16 protein-coding genes, 5 tRNA genes and 1 pseudogene are annotated in these 19308 nt (G+C 38.9%); 20 read left to right on the plus strand and 2 right to left on the minus strand.

What is annotated here, in order from left to right; all coding sequences use genetic code 11:
• The 4 genes and pseudogenes from MNY28_RS06265 (at position 1) to MNY28_RS06280 (ending at position 2356) form a co-directional block, all read left to right on the plus strand.
• Positions 1–321, plus strand: coding sequence for a thioredoxin family protein (locus tag MNY28_RS06265; RefSeq protein WP_151901163.1), 321 nt, complete (start codon positions 1–3; stop codon positions 319–321).
• 91 nt (positions 322–412) lie between these two features.
• Entirely contained in the window at positions 413–922 is a 510-nt protein-coding gene (locus MNY28_RS06270) for a PAS domain-containing protein (RefSeq protein ID WP_346389244.1), read from the plus strand.
• Between the two features lie 249 nt (positions 923–1171).
• Positions 1172–1936, plus strand: a pseudogene (locus MNY28_RS06275) (methyl-accepting chemotaxis protein); the annotation flags it as partial.
• Positions 1937–1969: 33 nt separating this feature from the next.
• Positions 1970–2356 carry a CZB domain-containing protein gene (locus MNY28_RS06280; protein WP_346389569.1) on the plus strand — a complete coding sequence of 129 codons (387 nt, stop codon included), beginning with the start codon at positions 1970–1972 and terminating at the stop codon, positions 2354–2356.
• On the opposite strand, the gene MNY28_RS06285 is transcribed toward MNY28_RS06280, so the two are convergent.
• A complete protein-coding gene (locus tag MNY28_RS06285) occupies positions 2346–3095 on the minus strand; it encodes an RNA methyltransferase (RefSeq protein ID WP_151901160.1) in 750 nt (249 codons plus the stop codon). The two genes, MNY28_RS06280 and MNY28_RS06285, sit on opposite strands and share 11 nt — an antisense overlap.
• Before the next feature lie 12 nt (positions 3096–3107).
• A complete protein-coding gene (gene yaaA / locus MNY28_RS06290; protein WP_346389245.1) occupies positions 3108–3836 on the minus strand; it encodes a peroxide stress protein YaaA in 729 nt (242 codons plus the stop codon).
• Between the two features lie 86 nt (positions 3837–3922).
• Between yaaA and MNY28_RS06295 the strand changes: the two genes are divergently transcribed.
• From MNY28_RS06295 to rpoC, 16 genes are all read left to right on the plus strand, one after another.
• On the plus strand, positions 3923–4705 hold the full coding sequence (locus MNY28_RS06295) for a 3',5'-cyclic-nucleotide phosphodiesterase (RefSeq protein WP_346389246.1): 783 nt from the start codon (positions 3923–3925) through the stop codon (positions 4703–4705).
• A 55-nt stretch (positions 4706–4760) separates the two neighbouring features.
• A tRNA-Thr gene (locus tag MNY28_RS06300) sits at positions 4761–4837 on the plus strand.
• A gap of 60 nt (positions 4838–4897) precedes the next feature.
• A tRNA-Tyr gene (locus tag MNY28_RS06305) sits at positions 4898–4982 on the plus strand.
• Between the two features lie 7 nt (positions 4983–4989).
• Positions 4990–5065: transfer RNA gene (locus tag MNY28_RS06310), tRNA-Gly, on the plus strand.
• 153 nt (positions 5066–5218) lie between these two features.
• A tRNA-Thr gene (locus MNY28_RS06315) sits at positions 5219–5293 on the plus strand.
• A 90-nt stretch (positions 5294–5383) separates the two neighbouring features.
• On the plus strand, positions 5384–6583 hold the full coding sequence (gene tuf / locus MNY28_RS06320; protein WP_151901157.1) for an elongation factor Tu: 1200 nt from the start codon (positions 5384–5386) through the stop codon (positions 6581–6583).
• Positions 6584–6628: 45 nt separating this feature from the next.
• Positions 6629–6781: a 50S ribosomal protein L33 gene (gene rpmG, locus MNY28_RS06325; protein ID WP_151901156.1), complete on the plus strand. Its 153-nt coding sequence runs from the start codon at positions 6629–6631 to the stop codon at positions 6779–6781.
• Positions 6782–6924: 143 nt separating this feature from the next.
• A tRNA-Trp gene (locus MNY28_RS06330) sits at positions 6925–7000 on the plus strand.
• 71 nt (positions 7001–7071) lie between these two features.
• A complete protein-coding gene (secE, locus tag MNY28_RS06335; protein ID WP_151901155.1) occupies positions 7072–7251 on the plus strand; it encodes a preprotein translocase subunit SecE in 180 nt (59 codons plus the stop codon).
• A gap of 10 nt (positions 7252–7261) precedes the next feature.
• The gene (gene nusG, locus MNY28_RS06340; RefSeq protein WP_151901154.1) at positions 7262–7789 is read left to right on the plus strand and encodes a transcription termination/antitermination protein NusG; all 528 of its coding nucleotides are present in this window, start codon (positions 7262–7264) and stop codon (positions 7787–7789) included.
• A gap of 111 nt (positions 7790–7900) precedes the next feature.
• Entirely contained in the window at positions 7901–8326 is a 426-nt protein-coding gene (rplK, locus tag MNY28_RS06345; RefSeq protein WP_151901153.1) for a 50S ribosomal protein L11, read from the plus strand.
• Between the two features lie 64 nt (positions 8327–8390).
• Positions 8391–9083, plus strand: a complete 693-nt coding sequence (gene rplA, locus MNY28_RS06350) for a 50S ribosomal protein L1 (RefSeq protein ID WP_151901152.1) — start codon at positions 8391–8393, stop codon at positions 9081–9083.
• A gap of 218 nt (positions 9084–9301) precedes the next feature.
• Positions 9302–9787: a 50S ribosomal protein L10 gene (gene rplJ / locus MNY28_RS06355; protein ID WP_151901151.1), complete on the plus strand. Its 486-nt coding sequence runs from the start codon at positions 9302–9304 to the stop codon at positions 9785–9787.
• A 180-nt stretch (positions 9788–9967) separates the two neighbouring features.
• A complete protein-coding gene (gene rplL / locus MNY28_RS06360) occupies positions 9968–10339 on the plus strand; it encodes a 50S ribosomal protein L7/L12 (protein ID WP_151901150.1) in 372 nt (123 codons plus the stop codon).
• A 212-nt stretch (positions 10340–10551) separates the two neighbouring features.
• Positions 10552–14697, plus strand: a complete 4146-nt coding sequence (gene rpoB / locus MNY28_RS06365) for a DNA-directed RNA polymerase subunit beta (protein ID WP_346389247.1) — start codon at positions 10552–10554, stop codon at positions 14695–14697.
• Positions 14690–19210: a DNA-directed RNA polymerase subunit beta' gene (gene rpoC, locus MNY28_RS06370; RefSeq protein WP_151901148.1), complete on the plus strand. Its 4521-nt coding sequence runs from the start codon at positions 14690–14692 to the stop codon at positions 19208–19210. The genes rpoB and rpoC overlap by 8 nt, the downstream gene beginning before the upstream one ends.
• Positions 19211–19308 lie beyond the last annotated feature (98 nt).

The raw sequence follows: 19308 nt of genomic DNA on the forward strand, positions 1-19308 counted from the left end.
ATGAACACAATAGAAAACATAGAAAAAACAATACAAGAAAATCCGGCAGTAATGCTCTACTTCTCTGCGCCTGCATGTAACGTATGCCATGCGCTCAAACCAAAACTGCTCGAAGCGATAGATAGAAATTTCAAAGAATTTACCATTGTAACTGTTGATATTTCAGTTGAGCAGGAAATAGCGGCACATTTTAGTGTTTTTGCAATTCCTACGATACTCGTTTTTTTGGACGGCAGGGAATTTTTGCGAAAATCCCGTCATATGAGTGTGGATGAGGTTATTCGGGAGATACGCCGTCCTTATGAAATTATGATCTCTTAATATCCTTTTGTAATATTATATAAAATAATACAATGTTTGTAAGCTTCTTGTAACCTTTTTAACATATAATTATCTTTTGAAAGGATAAGCAGTGAATAAAATTGTTCCGAGAAATAACGAAATAACACTCACAGAAGATGAGTTTATAGTTTCTAAAACTGATACAAAAGGAAAAATTCTTTACGGGAATAAAATTTTTATAAAGATTTCCGGTTATGAAGAAAAAGAGTTGCTTGGCCAGCCCCACTCAATACTGAGACATCCTGATATGCCTAAGATTATCTTTAAACTGCTTTGGGAGAGACTCAAAGCGAAAAAAGAGATATTTGCCTATGTGAAAAATCTCTCCAAAGACGGTTCCTATTACTGGGTATTGGCAAATGTCACAGTCACTATGGGAAAAAACGGAGATGTTATTGATTACCATTCTGTAAGGCGTAAACCCTCTGCCAGGGCAATGGCGGTCATTCCGGAGCTTTATGCACAGTTGCTGCAGGAAGAAAAAAGGTCAGGAATGGCTGGCTCCGAACAAATGCTTGACGCACTACTCCATGAAAAAAGGACAGGGTATGATGATTTTATCTTCCATTTACAGCACTAAGCAAACACTTTCTCTCTCTATATGCTTTTAGGTGCCATATTGATTTACACATTGGTTACAGGACAGTATATATTTGCAGGAGCAGTATTTGCCGGACTTATCTCAACATTGCTTTTATCACTCGCATCAGGTGATATCTGCGATAAAATCTTCCAGGATGAGTTGGTTCGACAGATCAGAGATGTGCTTCTCAAGGCTGGCAAAGGAGAGCTTTCTTATAGAATTACAAACATACCTGATACCCATATAATGCAGGGAGTTGCATGGGGAATCAATGATTTGCTTGATCAGACAGAACAGTATATCCGTGATGTGATTGCTTCGATTGAAAATGCAAATGCGGGATATAACAACAGAATAATCTATGAAAACGGATACAGAGGAGAATTTCTTGCATCCATTCCTGCGCTCAACCATGCCATTACGTCTATAGGAGTATCTCACAAAGCTGCACAAAAAACAAACCTTGGAGAAGTTTTTGATGTCAACAGTAATGGGGGTGTGACACGTGGACTGAATATTATTCAAGAAGATATATCTGATAATCTGGACATATTGCAAAGAATTGCACACAGTACACAAGAGACGGCAGAGGAAGCAACAGAGTCCAAAGTTGTGGTGAATAATATTACAAACAGGCTGGAAGAACTTATCACACTTATTACAAATTCAGATGAAGTCATTCGTGCTTTGAATGAACAGACAGGTGAAATCAATACTATTGTTGATTTGATTAAAGATATTGCAGACCAGACAAATCTGCTGGCACTCAATGCTGCTATTGAAGCAGCGCGTGCCGGAGAGCACGGGCGAGGGTTTGCTGTAGTAGCCGATGAGGTAAGAAAACTGGCAGAAAGAACGCAAAAAGCAACCCAGGAAATCTCTATTACAACCAATACACTCAAGCAGGAAGCGGATGATATCCAAAACAACTCTATGCAGATTACTGATCTTGCAATGCGTTCCCAAGAAGATGTTTCAAAATTTAACAATACACTCAACAGCTTTGCAAACAAAGCAAATGAATCAGCATATGAAGCTGTATTTATGTATGACTCACTCTATACCAGTCTGGCAAAAGTAGACCATATTATACTCAAGCACAAAGCCTACAAGGCGCTTTTAGATGAAAATGAAGCAATGGTAAAAGAGTTTGTTGATCACAATAAATGTAGAATGGGACAGTGGTACAATACCGATGCAAAACAGAAGTTTGGACATACAAAAGCCTATAAAGAGCTGGGGAATGTCCATAAGAGAGTCCATGATAAAATATTTGAAGTAATGCGCTGTGTCCCTGAACATACCTGTATTACGAAAGAAAACCAGGATAATGTTATAAGCGGATTTAAAGATATGGAAGAAGCGAGTTTTAAGATGTTTGATCTCTTTAGAGCAATGGTAAGAGAAGGTAACCCCAAAGTTACGCTTTAAAGGCAATCAGTGATGCCGTAACGGCAACATTGAGTGATTCTACACCTCTGTTCATGGGAATAGAGACAGAATCATTGCAGAGTTTTTCCACTGCATCACTGACGCCTTCGTTTTCATTCCCCAAAACATAGACGGTTTTTTTATCTTCTCTGATATCGTTGAGAGCAGTTTTTGCATGGGAGGAGAGGGAATAGATTTTTGCTTCTTGAAGTTGCGGCAATATCTCTTCAAGTGTATTACAAAAGTAGACAGGCAGTTTAAAAAGCGTGCCGGCACTTGCTTTGACAACAAGAGGAGAAATTTTTGCCGAGTTCTTCTTTGGCAGAATGATACCGTCAATATTTCCTGCAGCACACGAACGTATAATCATTCCTAAATTTTGCGGATTTTGTATACCGTCAAGTGCAATGAGTCTGTATTGCTGCAGTTCTTTTATTTTGTTTACATGTAAATATGTTTTAGAAACTATATCAATGGCTACTCCCTGATCCTGTTTCGCATTTTTGCTTATGCGTGAAAGAGCGGCTTTGTTATGTTTCACTGTTTCGATATTACGCTCTTTTGCAAGTAAAAGAATCTTTTTTATTGCTCCGTCAGGTTTGTTTGAATCTGCCAGATGCAGTTTGTGAATTTCAATAGAACTGTCTTGGAGTATTTCTACAACGACATTTCTTCCGTACAAGGTAATGATTTTTTCAAAAAAAGCTTTTTTTTCTTTATACTCTTGAGAGTCTTTCATATTGTGTTTCTCCTATTCTATTATATTGTATACAATTTCTTTTTTTAGTTTTTGCTCTGTAATCTCGTGAACCTGTAAATTTTCTATCTCAAGTTTCATAAAATCATTCAGAGAGTTTACACCGGCTTTTGCAATTTCACGCAAAACAATTCCCCGATAGGCTTTTGCCCAGTGTGAAACTGTTTTTCCGTTTTTTAAAAATTTCAGTGTTGTATGCGGTTGCGTGAGTTTGTAAAATTTATTATAATAGCCTGCCCGTAAATCTAAAATATCATTGCCTCCAAGATATAAATCAAGCTGGTAGGAAAAACGTTCTTTGTAAAATTTATCCGGTGCAATATCACCGATACTGTTTCCCTGTTTGACTTTATAGTTTGCAATTACATCACCACCGAGTACAGGACCGTAAAGATTTGAAAATATAAGAGTATTGTTTTTGAGATGCTCTTGCGCACTTTCATTGAGTTCAGCATATTTCAGGTAGTCATAGGCTACACCCTGATAGCGTTCTATCGCACACATCAAAGCAGAATTGTATATGTCGTTTATGTAAGGCCGGCATTCACTGAATTTTTTAAAACCAAAAAGTTCTTTTATTTTTTCTTCATTAGCACTTAATACTATAGTATTATAAGCGTCCAAAATTTCTTTCCTGGCATTTAATGCACCAAAAAGGTCTTTTGCTTTTTCGTTTCCGCCGCTCTTTTTCCCTTCTGATGGAGAAAATAGTATTTTTAACATTATTTATATACCTTTGTAAAAACTGTTAATGCAATTATATCTACATAAATGCTATAATATTTCCAAAACAGCAAAAAGTGTATAAAATGTATGAAAACAGCATAAAAATTTTAGGTGCCTATGGAACTAAAGCCAAAGGTTTTGGAACAACATCCTTTATGTTGGATGCCGCAACTGTGATTGATGCCGGAAATCTTTTAAATGCTTTGGCCGAGAACTCTTTACATGTAGAGTATATTTATTTAACACATTCTCACCTTGATCATATAGCGGATATAGCTTATATTGTAGACAACTATTTTTTACAAAGAAGAAAAACTTTGCATATCATAGGCTTGCCCCAAACAATACAGGCATTAAAAAAACATTTTTTTAATGACATAATATGGCCGGATTTTTCCAAAATTCCTTTGGAAGGCTCAGAAGAAATGAGCATCAGATACAGAGATGTACATTGTAACGAGACATATACACTCAATAACAAAACAACTATTATGCCAATTGAAACGGACCATACGGTTCCGAGTTGCGGCTATATTTATAAAGTAAACAACAAAGGTGTACTTATAACGGCAGATACACTCTCTCTTGAAAATATTATAAACAGACTGAACAATGACAGAGAAATAAAGTCGCTTGTTATTGAATGCTCTTTTCCTTCAAGTATGGAAAAACTAGCAAGAGTAAGCAAACACCTGACACCAAAACTGCTTTTTAAAGCATTGCAGAAATTACAAAGAGATGATATAAGACTCTATATTAACCATATCAAACCGTCATATTTAAAAGAGATTACTGAAGAAATAGAAGAATTTGGGAGAAATTTTAGGCCAATTCTACTAAAAGACGGTGATTTTATAAATTTCTGAGAAAAACCCTTGACATTGAATTTGTTTTGCACTATAATTCTGGCTCAAATTCGATGCCGACATAGCTCAGTTGGCTAGAGCAGCTGATTTGTAATCAGCAGGCCCGGGGTTCAAATCCTCGTGTCGGCACCATTGAATTTTGAATATTAGAAACAGTGTTAGACCAGAAAAACATTTTATAAATGTACACGTGGTGGGATAGTCAAGTGGCCAACGACGGCAGACTGTAAATCTGCTCCCTATGGGTTCAGAGGTTCGACTCCTCTTCCCACCACCACTCATATGCGGGTGTAACTCAGTGGCTAGAGTTCCTGCCTTCCAAGCAGGCTGTCGAGGGTTCGAATCCCTTCACCCGCTCCATCTGAGATTCTGGAAGCTGAAGTATAATTTCTATCTTACTTCATACAATCTGTATATTTGTAAAATATATATTTATATAGAATATTCTAATCACAAAAAAACTAATATCAAAATAAAAGAATTATTCAATTATTGCTTAATATAATCTCGTTTGCTCTCGTGGCTCAGGGGTAGAGCACTTCCTTGGTAAGGAAGAGGTCGGCGGTTCAAATCCGCTCGTGAGCTCCATTTAAGTAAAATTATGTTTTAATTAAGCAATAATTGAATGATTTTTGGGTATAATTCCATTTCAATTCAAAATTAAAGTCGGAGAACATTATGGCAAAAGAAAAGTTTGAACGTAACAAACCCCATGTTAACATCGGTACAATTGGTCACGTTGACCACGGTAAAACAACATTAACAGCAGCTATTACTGCAGTACTTGCAGTTAAAAATGATGCAAAATTTATGGATTATGATGCAATCGATAATGCACCTGAAGAAAGAGAGCGTGGTATTACTATCGCTACTTCACACGTAGAGTATGAAACAGACAACCGTCACTATGCGCACGTTGACTGTCCTGGTCACGCGGATTATGTTAAAAACATGATTACAGGTGCTGCACAAATGGACGGTGCTATTCTTGTTGTTTCTGCAGCGGATGGCCCAATGCCACAAACTCGTGAGCATATCCTTCTTTCAAAACAAGTTGGTGTTCCGTACATCGTTGTTTTCATGAACAAAGAAGATATGGTTGATGATGAAGAGTTGTTAGAGTTGGTTGAAATGGAAATTCGTGAACTGCTTGATATGTATGAATTCCCGGGTGATGACACTCCAATCACTGCAGGTTCAGCATTAAAAGCTCTTGAAGAAGCAAAAGCAGGTACTTTGGGTGAATGGTCTGAGAAGATTGTTGAGCTTATGAAAACTGTTGATGAGTATATTCCTGAACCAGAACGTGAAACTGACAAAGATTTCTTAATGCCTGTTGAAGATGTTTTCTCAATCTCTGGTCGTGGTACAGTTGTTACTGGACGTATCGAGCGTGGTGTTATTAAAGTTGGTGAAGAAGTAGAAATCGTTGGTATCCGTGATACACAAAAAACTACTGTAACCGGTGTTGAAATGTTCCGTAAAGAAATGGAGCAAGGTGAAGCCGGTGACAACTGTGGTATTCTTGTTCGTGGTATTGCGAAAGATGAAGTTGAGCGTGGTCAAGTACTTTGTAAGCCGGGTACAATTACACCTCACACTAAATTTACTGCAGAAATCTATGTTCTTAGTAAAGATGAGGGTGGTCGTCATACTCCATTCTTCAATGGTTACCGTCCACAGTTCTATGTACGTACTACAGACGTTACTGGAGCAATCACTTTACCAGAAGGTACTGAGATGGTAATGCCAGGTGATAACGTAAGTATTACTGCTGAGTTAATTCACCCAATTGCAATGGAAAAAGGTACTAAGTTCGCTATCCGTGAGGGTGGACGTACAGTTGGTGCCGGTGTTGTTGCAGAGATTCTTGCATAATTAGCCTTTGGCTAATATGCAAAATCCTTTAAAAGGTTCCTTAATATGAGAGAAGCAATACACTTGGGTTGTGAGAAATGTACAAGACGTAATTATCACACAACAAAAAACAAAAAGACTCACACTGAGAAATTTTCAGTACGTAAATACTGTAAATGGTGTAAAGAGCACACAATTCACAAAGAGATGAAACTGTAATAACAGTTCATTTTTTTGTAACAAATGAAGGCACTAGTGCCGCGGGTTTCCTGCCGAAGGAAACTCAGCGTTAGCGTAGATATCGGGACTTGTTCCGATGTCGTCACTATTAAATAATTGGTGCCTAAATTTTGTAAAAATTTAGGCGTATAGCTCCAATGGTAGAGCACCGGATTCCAAATCCGGGTGTTGGGAGTTCGAGTCTCTCTACGCCTGCCACACATTTATTATAAGTAGAGCAGATCTGCTTTATTTATAACAAATGACATTTCAATATATGGAAAAGATAGATGAATTTAAGTAAAGTAATAAGTAACGCAAGACTGGAACTGAGCAAAGTTATCTTTCCTACCAAAAGTCAGGTAAAACAGGCATATATAGCAGTTGTTATTGTAGTTTCTGCAATAGCAGCATTTCTTGCATTGGTTGACTTGCTTATGTCATCTGTTATGTCTGCAATTTTAGGTTAAGGAGTAAAAAATGGCACATCAATGGTACTCTATACAGACCTATGGCAGTGACAGAACAGTGAGAGATGCAATCTTTAATATGATAAAAGAACATGGTTTGGAAGAGCATATTACCGATGTAATAGTTCCTACAGAGGATGTTATTGAAGTAAAAGACGGAAAGAAGAAGGTGAGTGAGAGATCTTTGTATTCCGGTTATGTGTTCGCCCGCATAGATTTAAATACAGAAATTCAGCATATGATTCAGTCAATACCGAAAGTATCAGGTTTTATCGGGGAAGGAAACACACCTACACCTTTGAGCGAACATGACATTAATGTTATTTTGGATCGTGTGAACAACCGTGCCGCACCAAAACCAAAAGTATTTTTTGATAATGGTGAAACGGTACGTATTATTGACGGACCTTTTGCCAACTTTACGGGAACAGTTGATGAGTATGACCTTGAACACGGCACTCTTAAGCTGAATGTTTCAATCTTTGGCAGAGCTACTCCTGTAGATATTTCTTACACACAGGTAGAAAAAATAATCTAATAAAGAACCCTGCTACGCTAAGGCTAGGTTTTAATTTTTTGAAACTTAACCTTAGCGTAGTAAACTGGACCTCGTTTGGATTACGTAATTAAATAATGAAAAGGACAAAAAATGGCAAAAAAAGTCATGGATTATATCAAGCTACAAATAGAAGCTGGTAAAGCTAACCCGGCTCCACCAGTAGGACCTGCATTAGGACAACGTGGTGTTAATATCATGGAATTCTGTAAAGCATTCAATGAAAAAACAAAAGATAAAATGGGATTTAAAGTTCCTGTTATTATTACAGTTTACAATGACAGAAGTTTTTCTTTTGTTACAAAACAACCACCTGCTTCTGAACTTTTAATGAAAGCAGCCGGACTGAAAAAAGGAAGTGACAATCCTCTTAAAAACAAAGTAGGGTCATTAACTCGTGCACAGCTTATGGAAGTTGTAGAAGCTAAAATCGAAGATTTAAATACTGACGACAAAGAGATGGCTGCAAATACTTTGGCTGGTTCTGCCCGTTCAATCGGTATAGAAATCAAAGACTAGTAAAAACAATCATCGACCACAGTGATTTCAAAATTATGTGGCAGAATTAATATGGAGATTTGTAATGAGCAAAAGATATAAACAATTATTAGAAAAAATTGACAAAACAAAATCATACAGTGTAGAAGAAGCTTCTGCAACAGTAAAAGATTTAAAAAGTGCAAAGTTCGACGAAACAGTTGAAATTGCAATGAACTTGAATGTAGATCCTCGTCACGCAGACCAAATGGTTCGCGGTGCTATCGTTCTTCCTCATGGAACCGGTAAAACAGTTCGTGTTGCTGTATTTGCCAAAGGTGCCAAAGCTGATGAAGCAAAAGCTGCAGGTGCAGACATCGTTGGAACTGATGATTTGGTTGCACAAATCAAAGAGGGAATTTTTGATTTTGATGTTGTTGTTGCAGCACCTGACTGTATGGGTCTTGTAGGTCAAATTGGTCGTATTCTTGGGCCAAAAGGATTGATGCCAAATCCTAAAACTGGAACTGTAACACCTGATGTTGCAACAGCTGTGAAAAATGTCAAAGGCGGCCAGGTTAACTTTAGAGTTGACAAAAAAGGTAATATCCATGCCGGTATAGGGAAAGCAAGCTTTGAAGCTTCTCAAATTGCAGAGAATTTAACAACATTTCTTTCTGCAATCAATAAACAAAAACCTGCCTCTGCAAAAGGGCGTTATATTAAAAATGCAGCATTGAGTCTAACTATGAGTCCTGCAGTTAAACTTGATGTTGTAGAGTTGGCAGATATCAAATAAGCGGGCTAAAGCCCCTCATAGGAAAAAACCAAATTTTTTCCTATGCTGAAATAAAAGTTTTTATTGTAGTATAAAATATATATTACAATAAAGATTTTCATTTTGGAAATCTGAATTACTTGGACTAAAGATAGTTGGGGGTATCTGCCGTGTCGGCAGTGAGCTTAATCGTACCCTTTCGCCCCGCTTGAAGTTATGTCTGGAAAGGAGAACTATATATGCTTAAGTCAAAAAAAGCTGAAGTAATTGAGCAGTTAACTACTTCATTTGCCAATACTACGGCAGTTGTTATATGTGACTACAAAGGTTTAACTGTAAGTGAACTTGAAGAGTTACGTAAATCTGCTCGTGCAAAAGACACAAGTGTTCAGGTTGTTAAAAATACTTTAGCAACAATTGCACTGAATAATGCTGAGATGAGTGGTGTTGAAATCAAAGATACAAATATTTTTATTTGGTCTGATGATGTTATCAATGCTGCTAAAATCGCGGCTGATTTCGCCAAAGATCATGACAAGTTCGTGATTAAAGCCGGTTATTTAGATAAAGAACCTGCAGACGTAGCTAAAATCGAAGCATTCGCAAAACTTCCTGGTCGTGATGAACTTCTCGGTATGCTTGCTGCTACCTGGATGGCTCCAATTACAAATATGGCAATTGGAATCGATGCTTTACGCAAAAAGAAAGAAGAAGAGGAAGCATAGTCTTTCACTTTTATGAAATGAGGTTACGATTTAAAATCGTTAATGGGAAAATCGTGCTGGCACGATGAGCCTCCCGCTGAGGGAAACCTAGTGTTAACGTAGATAGGAGAATTACTTCTCCTGTCGTCATTAACAAGTAAAAGGTTTCCTTAATTTTTGAAAAAAATAAAGGAGCTTAATATGGCTGTTACTAAAGAAGATGTATTAGAGTTTATTTCTGGACTTTCTGTTTTAGAATTATCTGAACTTGTTAAAGAGTTTGAAGAAAAATTTGGTGTTTCTGCACAACCTGTTGCTGTTGCTGGTGTTGCCGGTGATGCTGGCGCTGCTGCTGCTGAGCAGACTGAATTCAATGTTGTTTTAACTGATGTCGGTGCGAAAAAAATCGGTGTTATTAAAGCGGTTCGTGCTTTAACTGGTCTTGGACTAAAAGAAGCAAAAGAAGCATGTGAAAGCTTACCGTCTACAATCAAAGAGGGTGTAGATAAAGAAACTGCTGAAGAGGCAAAAGCTGCTTTAGAAGAAGCTGGTGCTACAGTAGAAGTTAAGTAGTCTTAACTTAAAAACAAAGAGGGTTTTGTCCCTCTTTTTTGGGCGCTTTAGCGAAGAGAACGGACTCTCTTGGCTAAAGTGCCCTTATGTCGTTTATAAGCACTATAAAAAATCTCTTAATACCTAAGAGTAAAACAATCTATCTGGTGACGACTGGATACGATATGCTTGAACTTATCAAGTCCCTAATTAACAACTTATCGAGGTAGCCTATGTTAAACACTTTATATTCCGGAAACCGTCTTCGTATAGACTTCTCTAAAACTCCTCAAGAAATTGAAGTACCAAATTTACTCCAACTGCAACAAAGCTCATATGATACATTTTTAATGTTAAATGCAAAAGACAGAGCAACAAGCGGTATTGAAAAAGTTTTTCAATCTGTTTTTCCTATTCATGATGCACAAAACAGATTAACTGTTGAATATATCGGTTCTGAAGTCACGAACCCAAAATATACCGTTCGTGAATGTATGGAAAGAGGACTTACCTATGCAGTAAGCCTTAGAATGAAAACACGCCTTATTTTGTGGGACAGAGATGAAAACACAAAAGAAAAACTTGGTGTAAAAGATATAAAAGAGCAGAGTATATTTGTTCGTGATATTCCGCTTATGACCGATAGAACTTCTTTTATTATCAACGGTGTTGAACGCGTTGTAGTCAACCAGTTACACCGATCACCTGGTGTTATCTTTAAAGAAGAAGAGTCAACTACTGCAGGAAACAAATTAATTTATACCGGACAGATTATTCCTGACCGCGGTTCATGGCTCTATTTTGAGTATGATCCTAAAGATATTCTCTATATGAGAATCAATAAACGTCGTAAAGTACCTGTAACAATCATGTTCCGTGCTTTGGGATATTCCAAACAGGATATTTTAAAACTCTTTTACCCGATTCAGACAATAAAAATCAATGACAATACTTTTTCTATGGATTTTAATCCTAAAGATTATGCAACACGTATCTCTTATGATTTGGTTGATATGAACGGTAAAGTGCTTGTTGCTGCAGGCAAAAGACTTTCAAGCAAAAAAGTACAAAAACTTTTAGATGACGGTGTGAAAGAAGTTCAGTATCCTTTGGAAATACTCTTGGACAGATATTTGGCTGAGCCTATCATTGACCCGGAAACAGGGGAAGTGTTATTTGATACAATGACACATATAGATGAGACCAAATTAAAGAAAATGGCTGAAATTGGCGTAACAGAATTCAAAATTGCCAATGATATTGCCGAAGGTGTTGACAGTTCTATTATCAACGCATTCAATGCCGATACAGATTCTCTGAAGCTTTTAAAACAGACAGAAGATATTGAAGATGAGAATGATTTGGCTGCGATTCGTATCTACAAAGTGATGCGTCCGGGCGAGCCTGTAACCAAAGAGGCTGCAAAAATATTTGTCAACCAGCTTTTCTTTGATCCTGAGAGATATGATTTGACTCAGGTTGGTCGTATGAAAATGAATCACAAACTTGGAATGAATATTCCTGAGTATGTGACTGTTTTAACACACGAAGATATTATAGAGTCTGTAAAATATGTTATTAAAGTAAAAAACGGACAGGGTCATCTGGATGACAGAGACCACTTGGGTAATCGTCGTATTCGTTCCATCGGTGAATTATTAGGAAATGAATTACACAACGGTCTTGTGAAAATGCAAAAAGCAATTCGTGACAAGCTCTCTACTATGAGCGGACCGATGAATGAGCTTATGCCTCATGATTTGATTAACTCAAAAATGATTACCTCTACAATCATGGAATTCTTTTCAGGCGGTCAGCTTTCTCAGTTTATGGACCAGACAAATCCACTCTCTGAAGTGACACACAAACGTCGTCTTTCGGCTCTTGGTGAAGGCGGTCTTGTCAAAGAACGTGCCGGATTTGAAGTGCGTGATGTCCATCCTACACATTATGGCAGAATCTGTCCTGTTGAAACGCCGGAGGGACAAAATATCGGTCTTATCAATACACTTGCAATGTATGCAAAAGTAAACGAGCATGGATTTATTGAAGCTCCTTACAAAGTAATGAAAGACGGAAAAGTTACTCATGAAATAGTTTATCTGACGGCAACACAGGAAGAGGGTAAAAAAATTGCCGCAGCTTCTAACAAACTGGATGAAAACGGCCAGTTTATTGAAGACCTGATTGCTGTAAGACAGGACGGGGAAATCCTTTTACGTGATCCCAAAGAGTGTGAATATGCAGATCTCTCTTCACAGATGGTTGTCGGTGTAGCCGCTTCACTGATTCCGTTCTTGGAGCATGATGATGCCAACCGTGCACTTATGGGATCAAACATGCAACGTCAGGCAGTGCCTCTTTTACGTGCAAATGCACCAATGGTTGGAACGGGCGTTGAAAAACTGGTTGCCCGTGATGCATGGGAATGTGTCAAAGCAAAACGTGCCGGTAAAATTGAAAAAGTTGACGGTAAACACATTTATGTGATGGGTGAAGAAGACGGCGAAATCTTTATTGACTATTATCCGTTACAAAAAAATCTTCGAACCAACCAAAACACCTCTTTTACACAAAAACCGATTGTAAAAGTCGGTGAAATGGTAAAGAAAAACCAGATCATTGCCGATGGTCCAAATATGGACAAAGGGGAACTGGCGCTTGGTGTCAATGCAATGGTTGCTTTCATGCCGTGGAACGGGTATAACTTTGAGGATGCTATAGTCATCTCAGAACGTTTAATCCGTCAAGACGCTTTTACTTCAGTGCATATTTATGAAAAAGAGGTAGAAGCCCGTGAATTGAAACACGGTGTCGAAGAGATTACCCGTGATATCCCGAATGTTCGTGATGATGAACTGGCACATCTCGATGAATCAGGTATTGTTAAAATCGGTACAAATGTAAAAGGCGGTATGATTCTTGTCGGAAAAGTTTCTCCAAAAGGGGAAGTGAAACCAACACCGGAAGAGCGTCTTTTACGCGCAATTTTTGGCGAAAAAGCCGGTCATGTCGTCAATAAATCACTCTACTGTCCGCCGTCAATGGAAGGGGTGGTTGTAGATATTAAAGTATTTACAAAAAAAGGTTATGACAAAGATCCCCGTGCATTGGAACTTGAAAAAGAGGAGAGAGACTACCTTGAACGCGAGCATTATGACAGACTTATTATGATAGATAAAGAAGAGATGCTTCGTGTGACAAAACTTCTCACCCGTGAACCGTTACAGAGTGACATCAAAATAGGTGATACCGAGTATAAGGCCGGAGAAAAAATCAACGGAGATGATTTAAAAGAAGTAAACCGTTTTGCTATGAATGCAATCGTCAAATCTTTTTCACAAGAGATTCAGGATGAGTACAACAAAACGAAAAGTCATTTCCAGAAGCAAAAAAGAGTTTTCAGAGATGAACATGAAGAGAAACTCACTATATTGGAAAAAGACGACATTTTACCAAACGGTGTTGTGAAGTATGTAAAAATCTATATAGCAACAAAACGTCATCTCAAAGTCGGTGACAAGATGGCCGGACGTCACGGAAACAAAGGTATTGTTTCTATTATAGTTCCTGAGGTAGATATGCCGTATATGGAAGACGGACGTTCTGTTGATGTCTGTTTGAATCCGCTTGGTGTACCTTCTCGTATGAATATCGGTCAGATTTTGGAAATGCACCTCGGTATGGCAGGTCGTGAACTTGGCGATCAGATACAGGCAGAGTTTGACTCAAAACAAAAAGACTATATACAAAATCTTCGTGCAAAAATGATCGAAATAGCTGATGTTGCAGGAATGATGAAAGCTTCTGAAGTTATCGGAAATATGAGTGATGAAGAGTTTCTGATCCATGCAAGAGACTGGGCCAAGGGTGTTAAATTTGCTGCACCTATTTTTGAAGGGACAAATGCTGAAGAGTTTGAAAAACTCTACAAACTGGCAAATATGGATGCTGACGGCAAACGTGTACTTTATGACGGAAAAACCGGTGAGAAGATGAAAGAGCGTGTCAATGTCGGTTACATGTATATCTTAAAACTGCATCACCTGGTAGATGAAAAGATCCATGCCCGTTCAACCGGACCATACTCGCTTGTTACACAACAACCGGTTGGTGGTAAAGCACTCTTTGGTGGTCAAAGATTCGGTGAGATGGAAGTCTGGGCACTTGAAGCATATGGTGCTTCAGCAGTTCTAAAAGAGATGTTGACTATCAAATCAGATGATGTTGATGGTCGTGTACGTGCTTACAAAGCACTTACAAAAGGTGAATTGGTACCAGAATCTGGTATTCCTGAAACACTATTTGTATTAACAAAAGAGCTGCAGGCATTGGCTCTTGATGTAGATATTATGGACGAGGTAGAAGACGATGAGTAAATTAGTACCGGTAGAAGTAACAGAAGACAGCAGACCAAAAGATATAAAACAGCTCCAGTTCCGTTTGGCATCCCCTGAAAAGGTAATGTCATGGAGTCACGGAGAGGTTAAAAAGCCAGAAACTATTAATTATCGTACTTTAAAACCTGAGCGTGACGGTTTGTTTTGTGCAAAAATCTTTGGACCTGTAAGGGACTATGAGTGTCTTTGCGGCAAGTATAAAAAGATGCGCTATAAAGGTGTGGTATGTGAAAAATGTGGTGTTGAAGTAACATCTACAAAAGTACGTCGTACACGTATGGGACACATTGAATTGGTGACTCCGGTTGCACATATATGGTATGTAAGTTCACTGCCTTCTCGTATCGGTACGCTGCTTGGTATCAAAATGAAAGATTTAGAGCGTGTACTCTATTATGAAGCGTATATCGTCGAAGAGGGCGGAGAGTCCTATTATGATGCAGAGGCTAAAACTCCGGTTTTAAAATATGATGTTTTAAATGAAGAGCAGTACCGTACACTTGTGCAGAGATTTGGTGAGCTTGGTTTCAAAGCCCGTATGGGTGGTGAAGTGATTCGTGATTTATTGGATTCTATTGATTTGGTTGACCTTTTTACTAACTTAAAAGAAGCGATTGGCGAAACAAAATCTGAGGCAAAGAAAAAAACGATTAACAAACGTCTGAAAGTTATTGAGTCATTTTTAAATTCAGGCAACAACCCTGCCTGGATGATGCTGACTGTGCTGCCGGTTCTCCCACCGGATTTACGTCCGTTGGTATCACTTGACGGCGGTAAGTTTGCCGTATCTGATGTAAATGATTTGTATCGTCGTGTTATTAACCGTAACCAGCGTTTAAAACGTCTTGTAGAACTTGAAGCACCTGAAATTATTGTCAGAAACGAAAAGCGTATGTTACAGGAGTCTGTAGATGCACTTTTTGACAATGGTCGTCGTGCAAATGCGGTAAAAGGCGCAAACAAACGTCCTTTGAAATCTTTAAGTGAAATCATTAAAGGAAAGCAGGGGCGTTTCCGTCAGAATCTTCTTGGAAAGCGTGTTGATTTTTCCGGACGTTCTGTCATTGTTGTCGGACCAAGTTTGCGAATGGATGAGTGCGGACTGCCGAAAAAAATGGCACTCGAACTCTTTAAGCCGCATTTGATTGCCAAACTTGAAGACAAAGGCTATGCAACAACGGTAAAAGCTGCCAAAAAAATGATAGAAGAAAAAACAAATGAAGTTTGGGAGTGTCTTGCAGAGATTGTTGACGGGTATCCGATTATGCTTAACCGTGCACCGACACTGCATAAACTTTCTATTCAGGCCTTTCACCCTAAACTGATAGACGGAAAAGCAATTCAGCTTCACCCATTGGTTTGTGCGGCATTCAATGCCGACTTTGACGGGGATCAGATGGCTGTACACGTACCGCTTTCTTCTGCTGCTATAGCTGAATGTAAAGTGTTGATGCTGGCTTCTATGAACATTTTGCTTCCTGCCTCCGGAAAGGCTATTGCTACACCTTCTCAGGATATGGTACTTGGTATTTACTATCTTTCACTTGAGAAAAACGGTGTGAAGGGTTCTAACAAACTTTTTGCAAATGTTGATGAGATCCGAATTGCTTTAGAGCATGACGCACTTGACTTGCACGCTAAGGTTAGAACACGTGTTGACGGACGTATTATTCACACAACTGCAGGTCGTCTTTTGATTAAGGCAATTCTTCCTGATTTTGTTCCGGCTGAGCTTTGGAACAAAGTAATGAAGAAAAAAGCTATTAATGAGATTGTTGATTATGTACAAAAACACGGGGGAATCGGCATTACTGCATCTTTCCTTGACCGTTTGAAAGATTTGGGTTTCAAGCATGCGACAGAGGCCGGTGTATCAATTTCAGCGGATGATATTCGTGTGCCTGATATGAAACCTGCAAAAATTGCAGAGTCTAAAGCAAGAGTCATTGAGATTCAAAAACAGTTTGAAGCGGGACTGTTGACTGAGCAGGAACGTTACAATAAGATCATTGATGTTTGGACAGATACAAACAATACACTTGCAGCAGAAATGATGCAGCTCGTACAGACGGACAAAGACGGTTTTAACTCTATTCATATGATGGCAGATTCCGGTGCTCGTGGTTCTGCAGCGCAGATTCGCCAGCTTGCCGGTATGCGTGGTCTGATGGCTAAGCCTTCTGGAGAGATCATCGAGACACCGATTATTTCTAACTTTAAAGAGGGTCTTAATGTTATTGAATACTTTATTTCAACACATGGTGCGCGTAAAGGTCTTGCAGATACGGCACTTAAAACTGCCAATGCAGGGTATTTGACTCGTAAACTTGTTGATGTTGCACAGAATGTTAAAATTGTTGAGCATGACTGCCATACGCACGAAGGGATAGAGATTTCTGATATATCTGATCAAAATACATTGATAGAATCATTGGAAGACAGACTCAACGGTCGTGTTCTTGCGGATGATGTTATTGACCCTATCTCCAATGAAATTCTTTATGCTGAGGGAACACTTTTAGATGAAGTTTCTGCAAAAGTTATTGCTGAGTCAGGTATCAAAACAGCAGTAATCAGAACACCGACTACATGTAAAAGTGAAGAAGGTGTGTGTGCCCTGTGTTATGGTGTGAACCTTGCAACCGGATATATTGTTCGTCCTGGTGAAGCGATAGGTATTATTGCGGCACAGTCTATCGGTGAGCCTGGTACACAGTTGACACTGCGTACATTCCACGTTGGTGGAACGGCATCTTCTACTGCACAGGAACGTCAGGTTGTTGCAGAAAAAGAAGGTTTTATACGTTATTACAACCTTAAAACGTATAAAAACAAAGAGGGTAAAAATATTGTTGCCAATCGCCGTAATGCGGGTGTTTTGCTGGTTGAACCAAAAATCAAAGCACCGTTTGCGGGAACTGTTGAGATTCAGACGATTCATGATGAAGTCATTATCAGTGTAAAATCCGAAGATGAAACTGTTCGTTATTCACTGCGTAAGCTTGAAATAGCGAAGCCGAATGAACTTGCGGGAGTCAGCGGACAGATTGAAGGAAAATACTATTTCCCTCATAAAAACGGGGAAAAAGTCGAGGCACTGGATTCTATTGTTGAAACAATCAAAGACGGATGGAACGTACCTAGCCGTATTCCGTATGCATCAGAACTTTTAGTTGATGACGGTGCACCTGTTACGAAAAAGATTCTTGCAAAAGAAGAGGGTACTGTGAAGTACTTCTTGCTCAAAGGGGACTACCTTGAGAGATTTGAAGGCCTGAAGTCAGGATATGAAGTTGTAGAAAAAGGTCTTTTTGCCGCTGTAATTGATACAAACAACCGTGAAGCGATTCGTCATTATATTGCACGCGGTTCAGTTATTGTAACAGATGACAATGAAAGTGTAGACAGAGATACAGTTATTGCGAAACCTTCCTCTGATGAATCAGTTGTGATCGCCGAATGGGATCCGTACTCTAACCCGATTATTTCAGAAGCTAACGGTGTTGTGAAATATGAAGATATCATTGTCGGAACAACTGCGAGTGAGCAGCTTGATGAGTTGACCGGTAAAACGCGTTTGATGATTAATGACCACATCTCTTCAGAGTATAAGCCTGCAATAGTACTGGCAACAGAAGACGGAGAACTTTTGCGTTATGCAATTGAGCCAAAATCATCTGTGTATGTTGCTGACGGTGCTGAAGTGAAAGTGGCTGACATATTGGCAAAAACGCCAAAAGCATTGCAAAAATCATCAGATATTACCGGGGGTCTTCCACGTGTATCTGAACTTTTTGAAGGTCGTCGTCCTAAAGCAACCGCACTGATTTCTGAAATTGACGGTGTGGTCAGCTTTGGAAAACCGCTTCGCGGAAAAGTAAGAATTATTGTCAGCAATGCAGACAACGGAATTGTAAAAGAGTATTTTGTTGACAAATCACATGAACCGGTTGTAAACCCTGGTGACTTTGTGCATGCCGGTGAGCGATTGACTACGGGTATTTTATCTTCTCATGAACTTTTACGTATCATGGGTGTCAAAGCACTGTATAACTATCTTGTATCTGAAGTGCAGCAGGTATATCGTTCTCAAGGGGTTAACATTGCCGACAAACACATTGAAGTCATCTTTACCCAAATGTTGCGTCAGGTAAAAATTGTAAAATCGGGTGATACGAAGTTTATTGAGGGTGACCTGGTTTCCAAGGTGAAATTTACTCAGGAAAATGAAAAGATTATGCGTCTTGGCGGTCGTCCTGCGATTGCTGAACCGTTCCTGGTCGGTATTACTCGTGCGGCAGTTTCAGCTGACTCTATTATTTCAGCGGCATCATTCCAGGATACTACGAAAGTGTTGACAGAAGCGGCAGTTTCTGCAAAAGTTGACAATCTTGAAAACCTGAAAGAAAATGTTATTATCGGCCGTACTATTCCTGTTGGAACCGGTATCTACAAAGATCAAAATATAGAATTTGAGATTGAAGAAGAGTAAAGGTTTCTTTTTATATTCAGAATATGAGCAAAGCCCATATTCTGATCACTGCGTTCGGCACTAAAGCTAGTCTCTTTACGAGAGCCAGAGTTTTTTAC

The organism is Sulfurimonas sp. NWX367, assembly GCF_039667065.1.
Classification (GTDB): domain Bacteria; phylum Campylobacterota; class Campylobacteria; order Campylobacterales; family Sulfurimonadaceae; genus Sulfurimonas; species Sulfurimonas hydrogeniphila.

What these genes read in the sequence shown, in the direction of transcription:
- MNY28_RS06295 (WP_346389246.1), top strand. Translation starts at nt 3,923, where the DNA reads ATGTATGAAAACAGCATAAAAATTTTAGGTGCCTATGGAACTAAAGCC.
- MNY28_RS06265 (WP_151901163.1), top strand. Translation starts at nt 1, where the DNA reads ATGAACACAATAGAAAACATAGAAAAAACAATACAAGAAAATCCGGCA.
- rplJ (WP_151901151.1), top strand. Translation starts at nt 9,302, where the DNA reads ATGCTTAAGTCAAAAAAAGCTGAAGTAATTGAGCAGTTAACTACTTCA.
- secE (WP_151901155.1), top strand. Translation starts at nt 7,072, where the DNA reads ATGAATTTAAGTAAAGTAATAAGTAACGCAAGACTGGAACTGAGCAAA.
- rplA (WP_151901152.1), top strand. Translation starts at nt 8,391, where the DNA reads ATGAGCAAAAGATATAAACAATTATTAGAAAAAATTGACAAAACAAAA.
- nusG (WP_151901154.1), top strand. Translation starts at nt 7,262, where the DNA reads ATGGCACATCAATGGTACTCTATACAGACCTATGGCAGTGACAGAACA.
- MNY28_RS06285 (WP_151901160.1), bottom strand. Translation starts at nt 3,095, where the DNA reads ATGAAAGACTCTCAAGAGTATAAAGAAAAAAAAGCTTTTTTTGAAAAA.
- rpoC (WP_151901148.1), top strand. Translation starts at nt 14,690, where the DNA reads ATGAGTAAATTAGTACCGGTAGAAGTAACAGAAGACAGCAGACCAAAA.
- rpoB (WP_346389247.1), top strand. Translation starts at nt 10,552, where the DNA reads ATGTTAAACACTTTATATTCCGGAAACCGTCTTCGTATAGACTTCTCT.
- tuf (WP_151901157.1), top strand. Translation starts at nt 5,384, where the DNA reads ATGGCAAAAGAAAAGTTTGAACGTAACAAACCCCATGTTAACATCGGT.
- rpmG (WP_151901156.1), top strand. Translation starts at nt 6,629, where the DNA reads ATGAGAGAAGCAATACACTTGGGTTGTGAGAAATGTACAAGACGTAAT.
- yaaA (WP_346389245.1), bottom strand. Translation starts at nt 3,836, where the DNA reads ATGTTAAAAATACTATTTTCTCCATCAGAAGGGAAAAAGAGCGGCGGA.
- MNY28_RS06280 (WP_346389569.1), top strand. Translation starts at nt 1,970, where the DNA reads ATGTATGACTCACTCTATACCAGTCTGGCAAAAGTAGACCATATTATA.
- rplK (WP_151901153.1), top strand. Translation starts at nt 7,901, where the DNA reads ATGGCAAAAAAAGTCATGGATTATATCAAGCTACAAATAGAAGCTGGT.
- rplL (WP_151901150.1), top strand. Translation starts at nt 9,968, where the DNA reads ATGGCTGTTACTAAAGAAGATGTATTAGAGTTTATTTCTGGACTTTCT.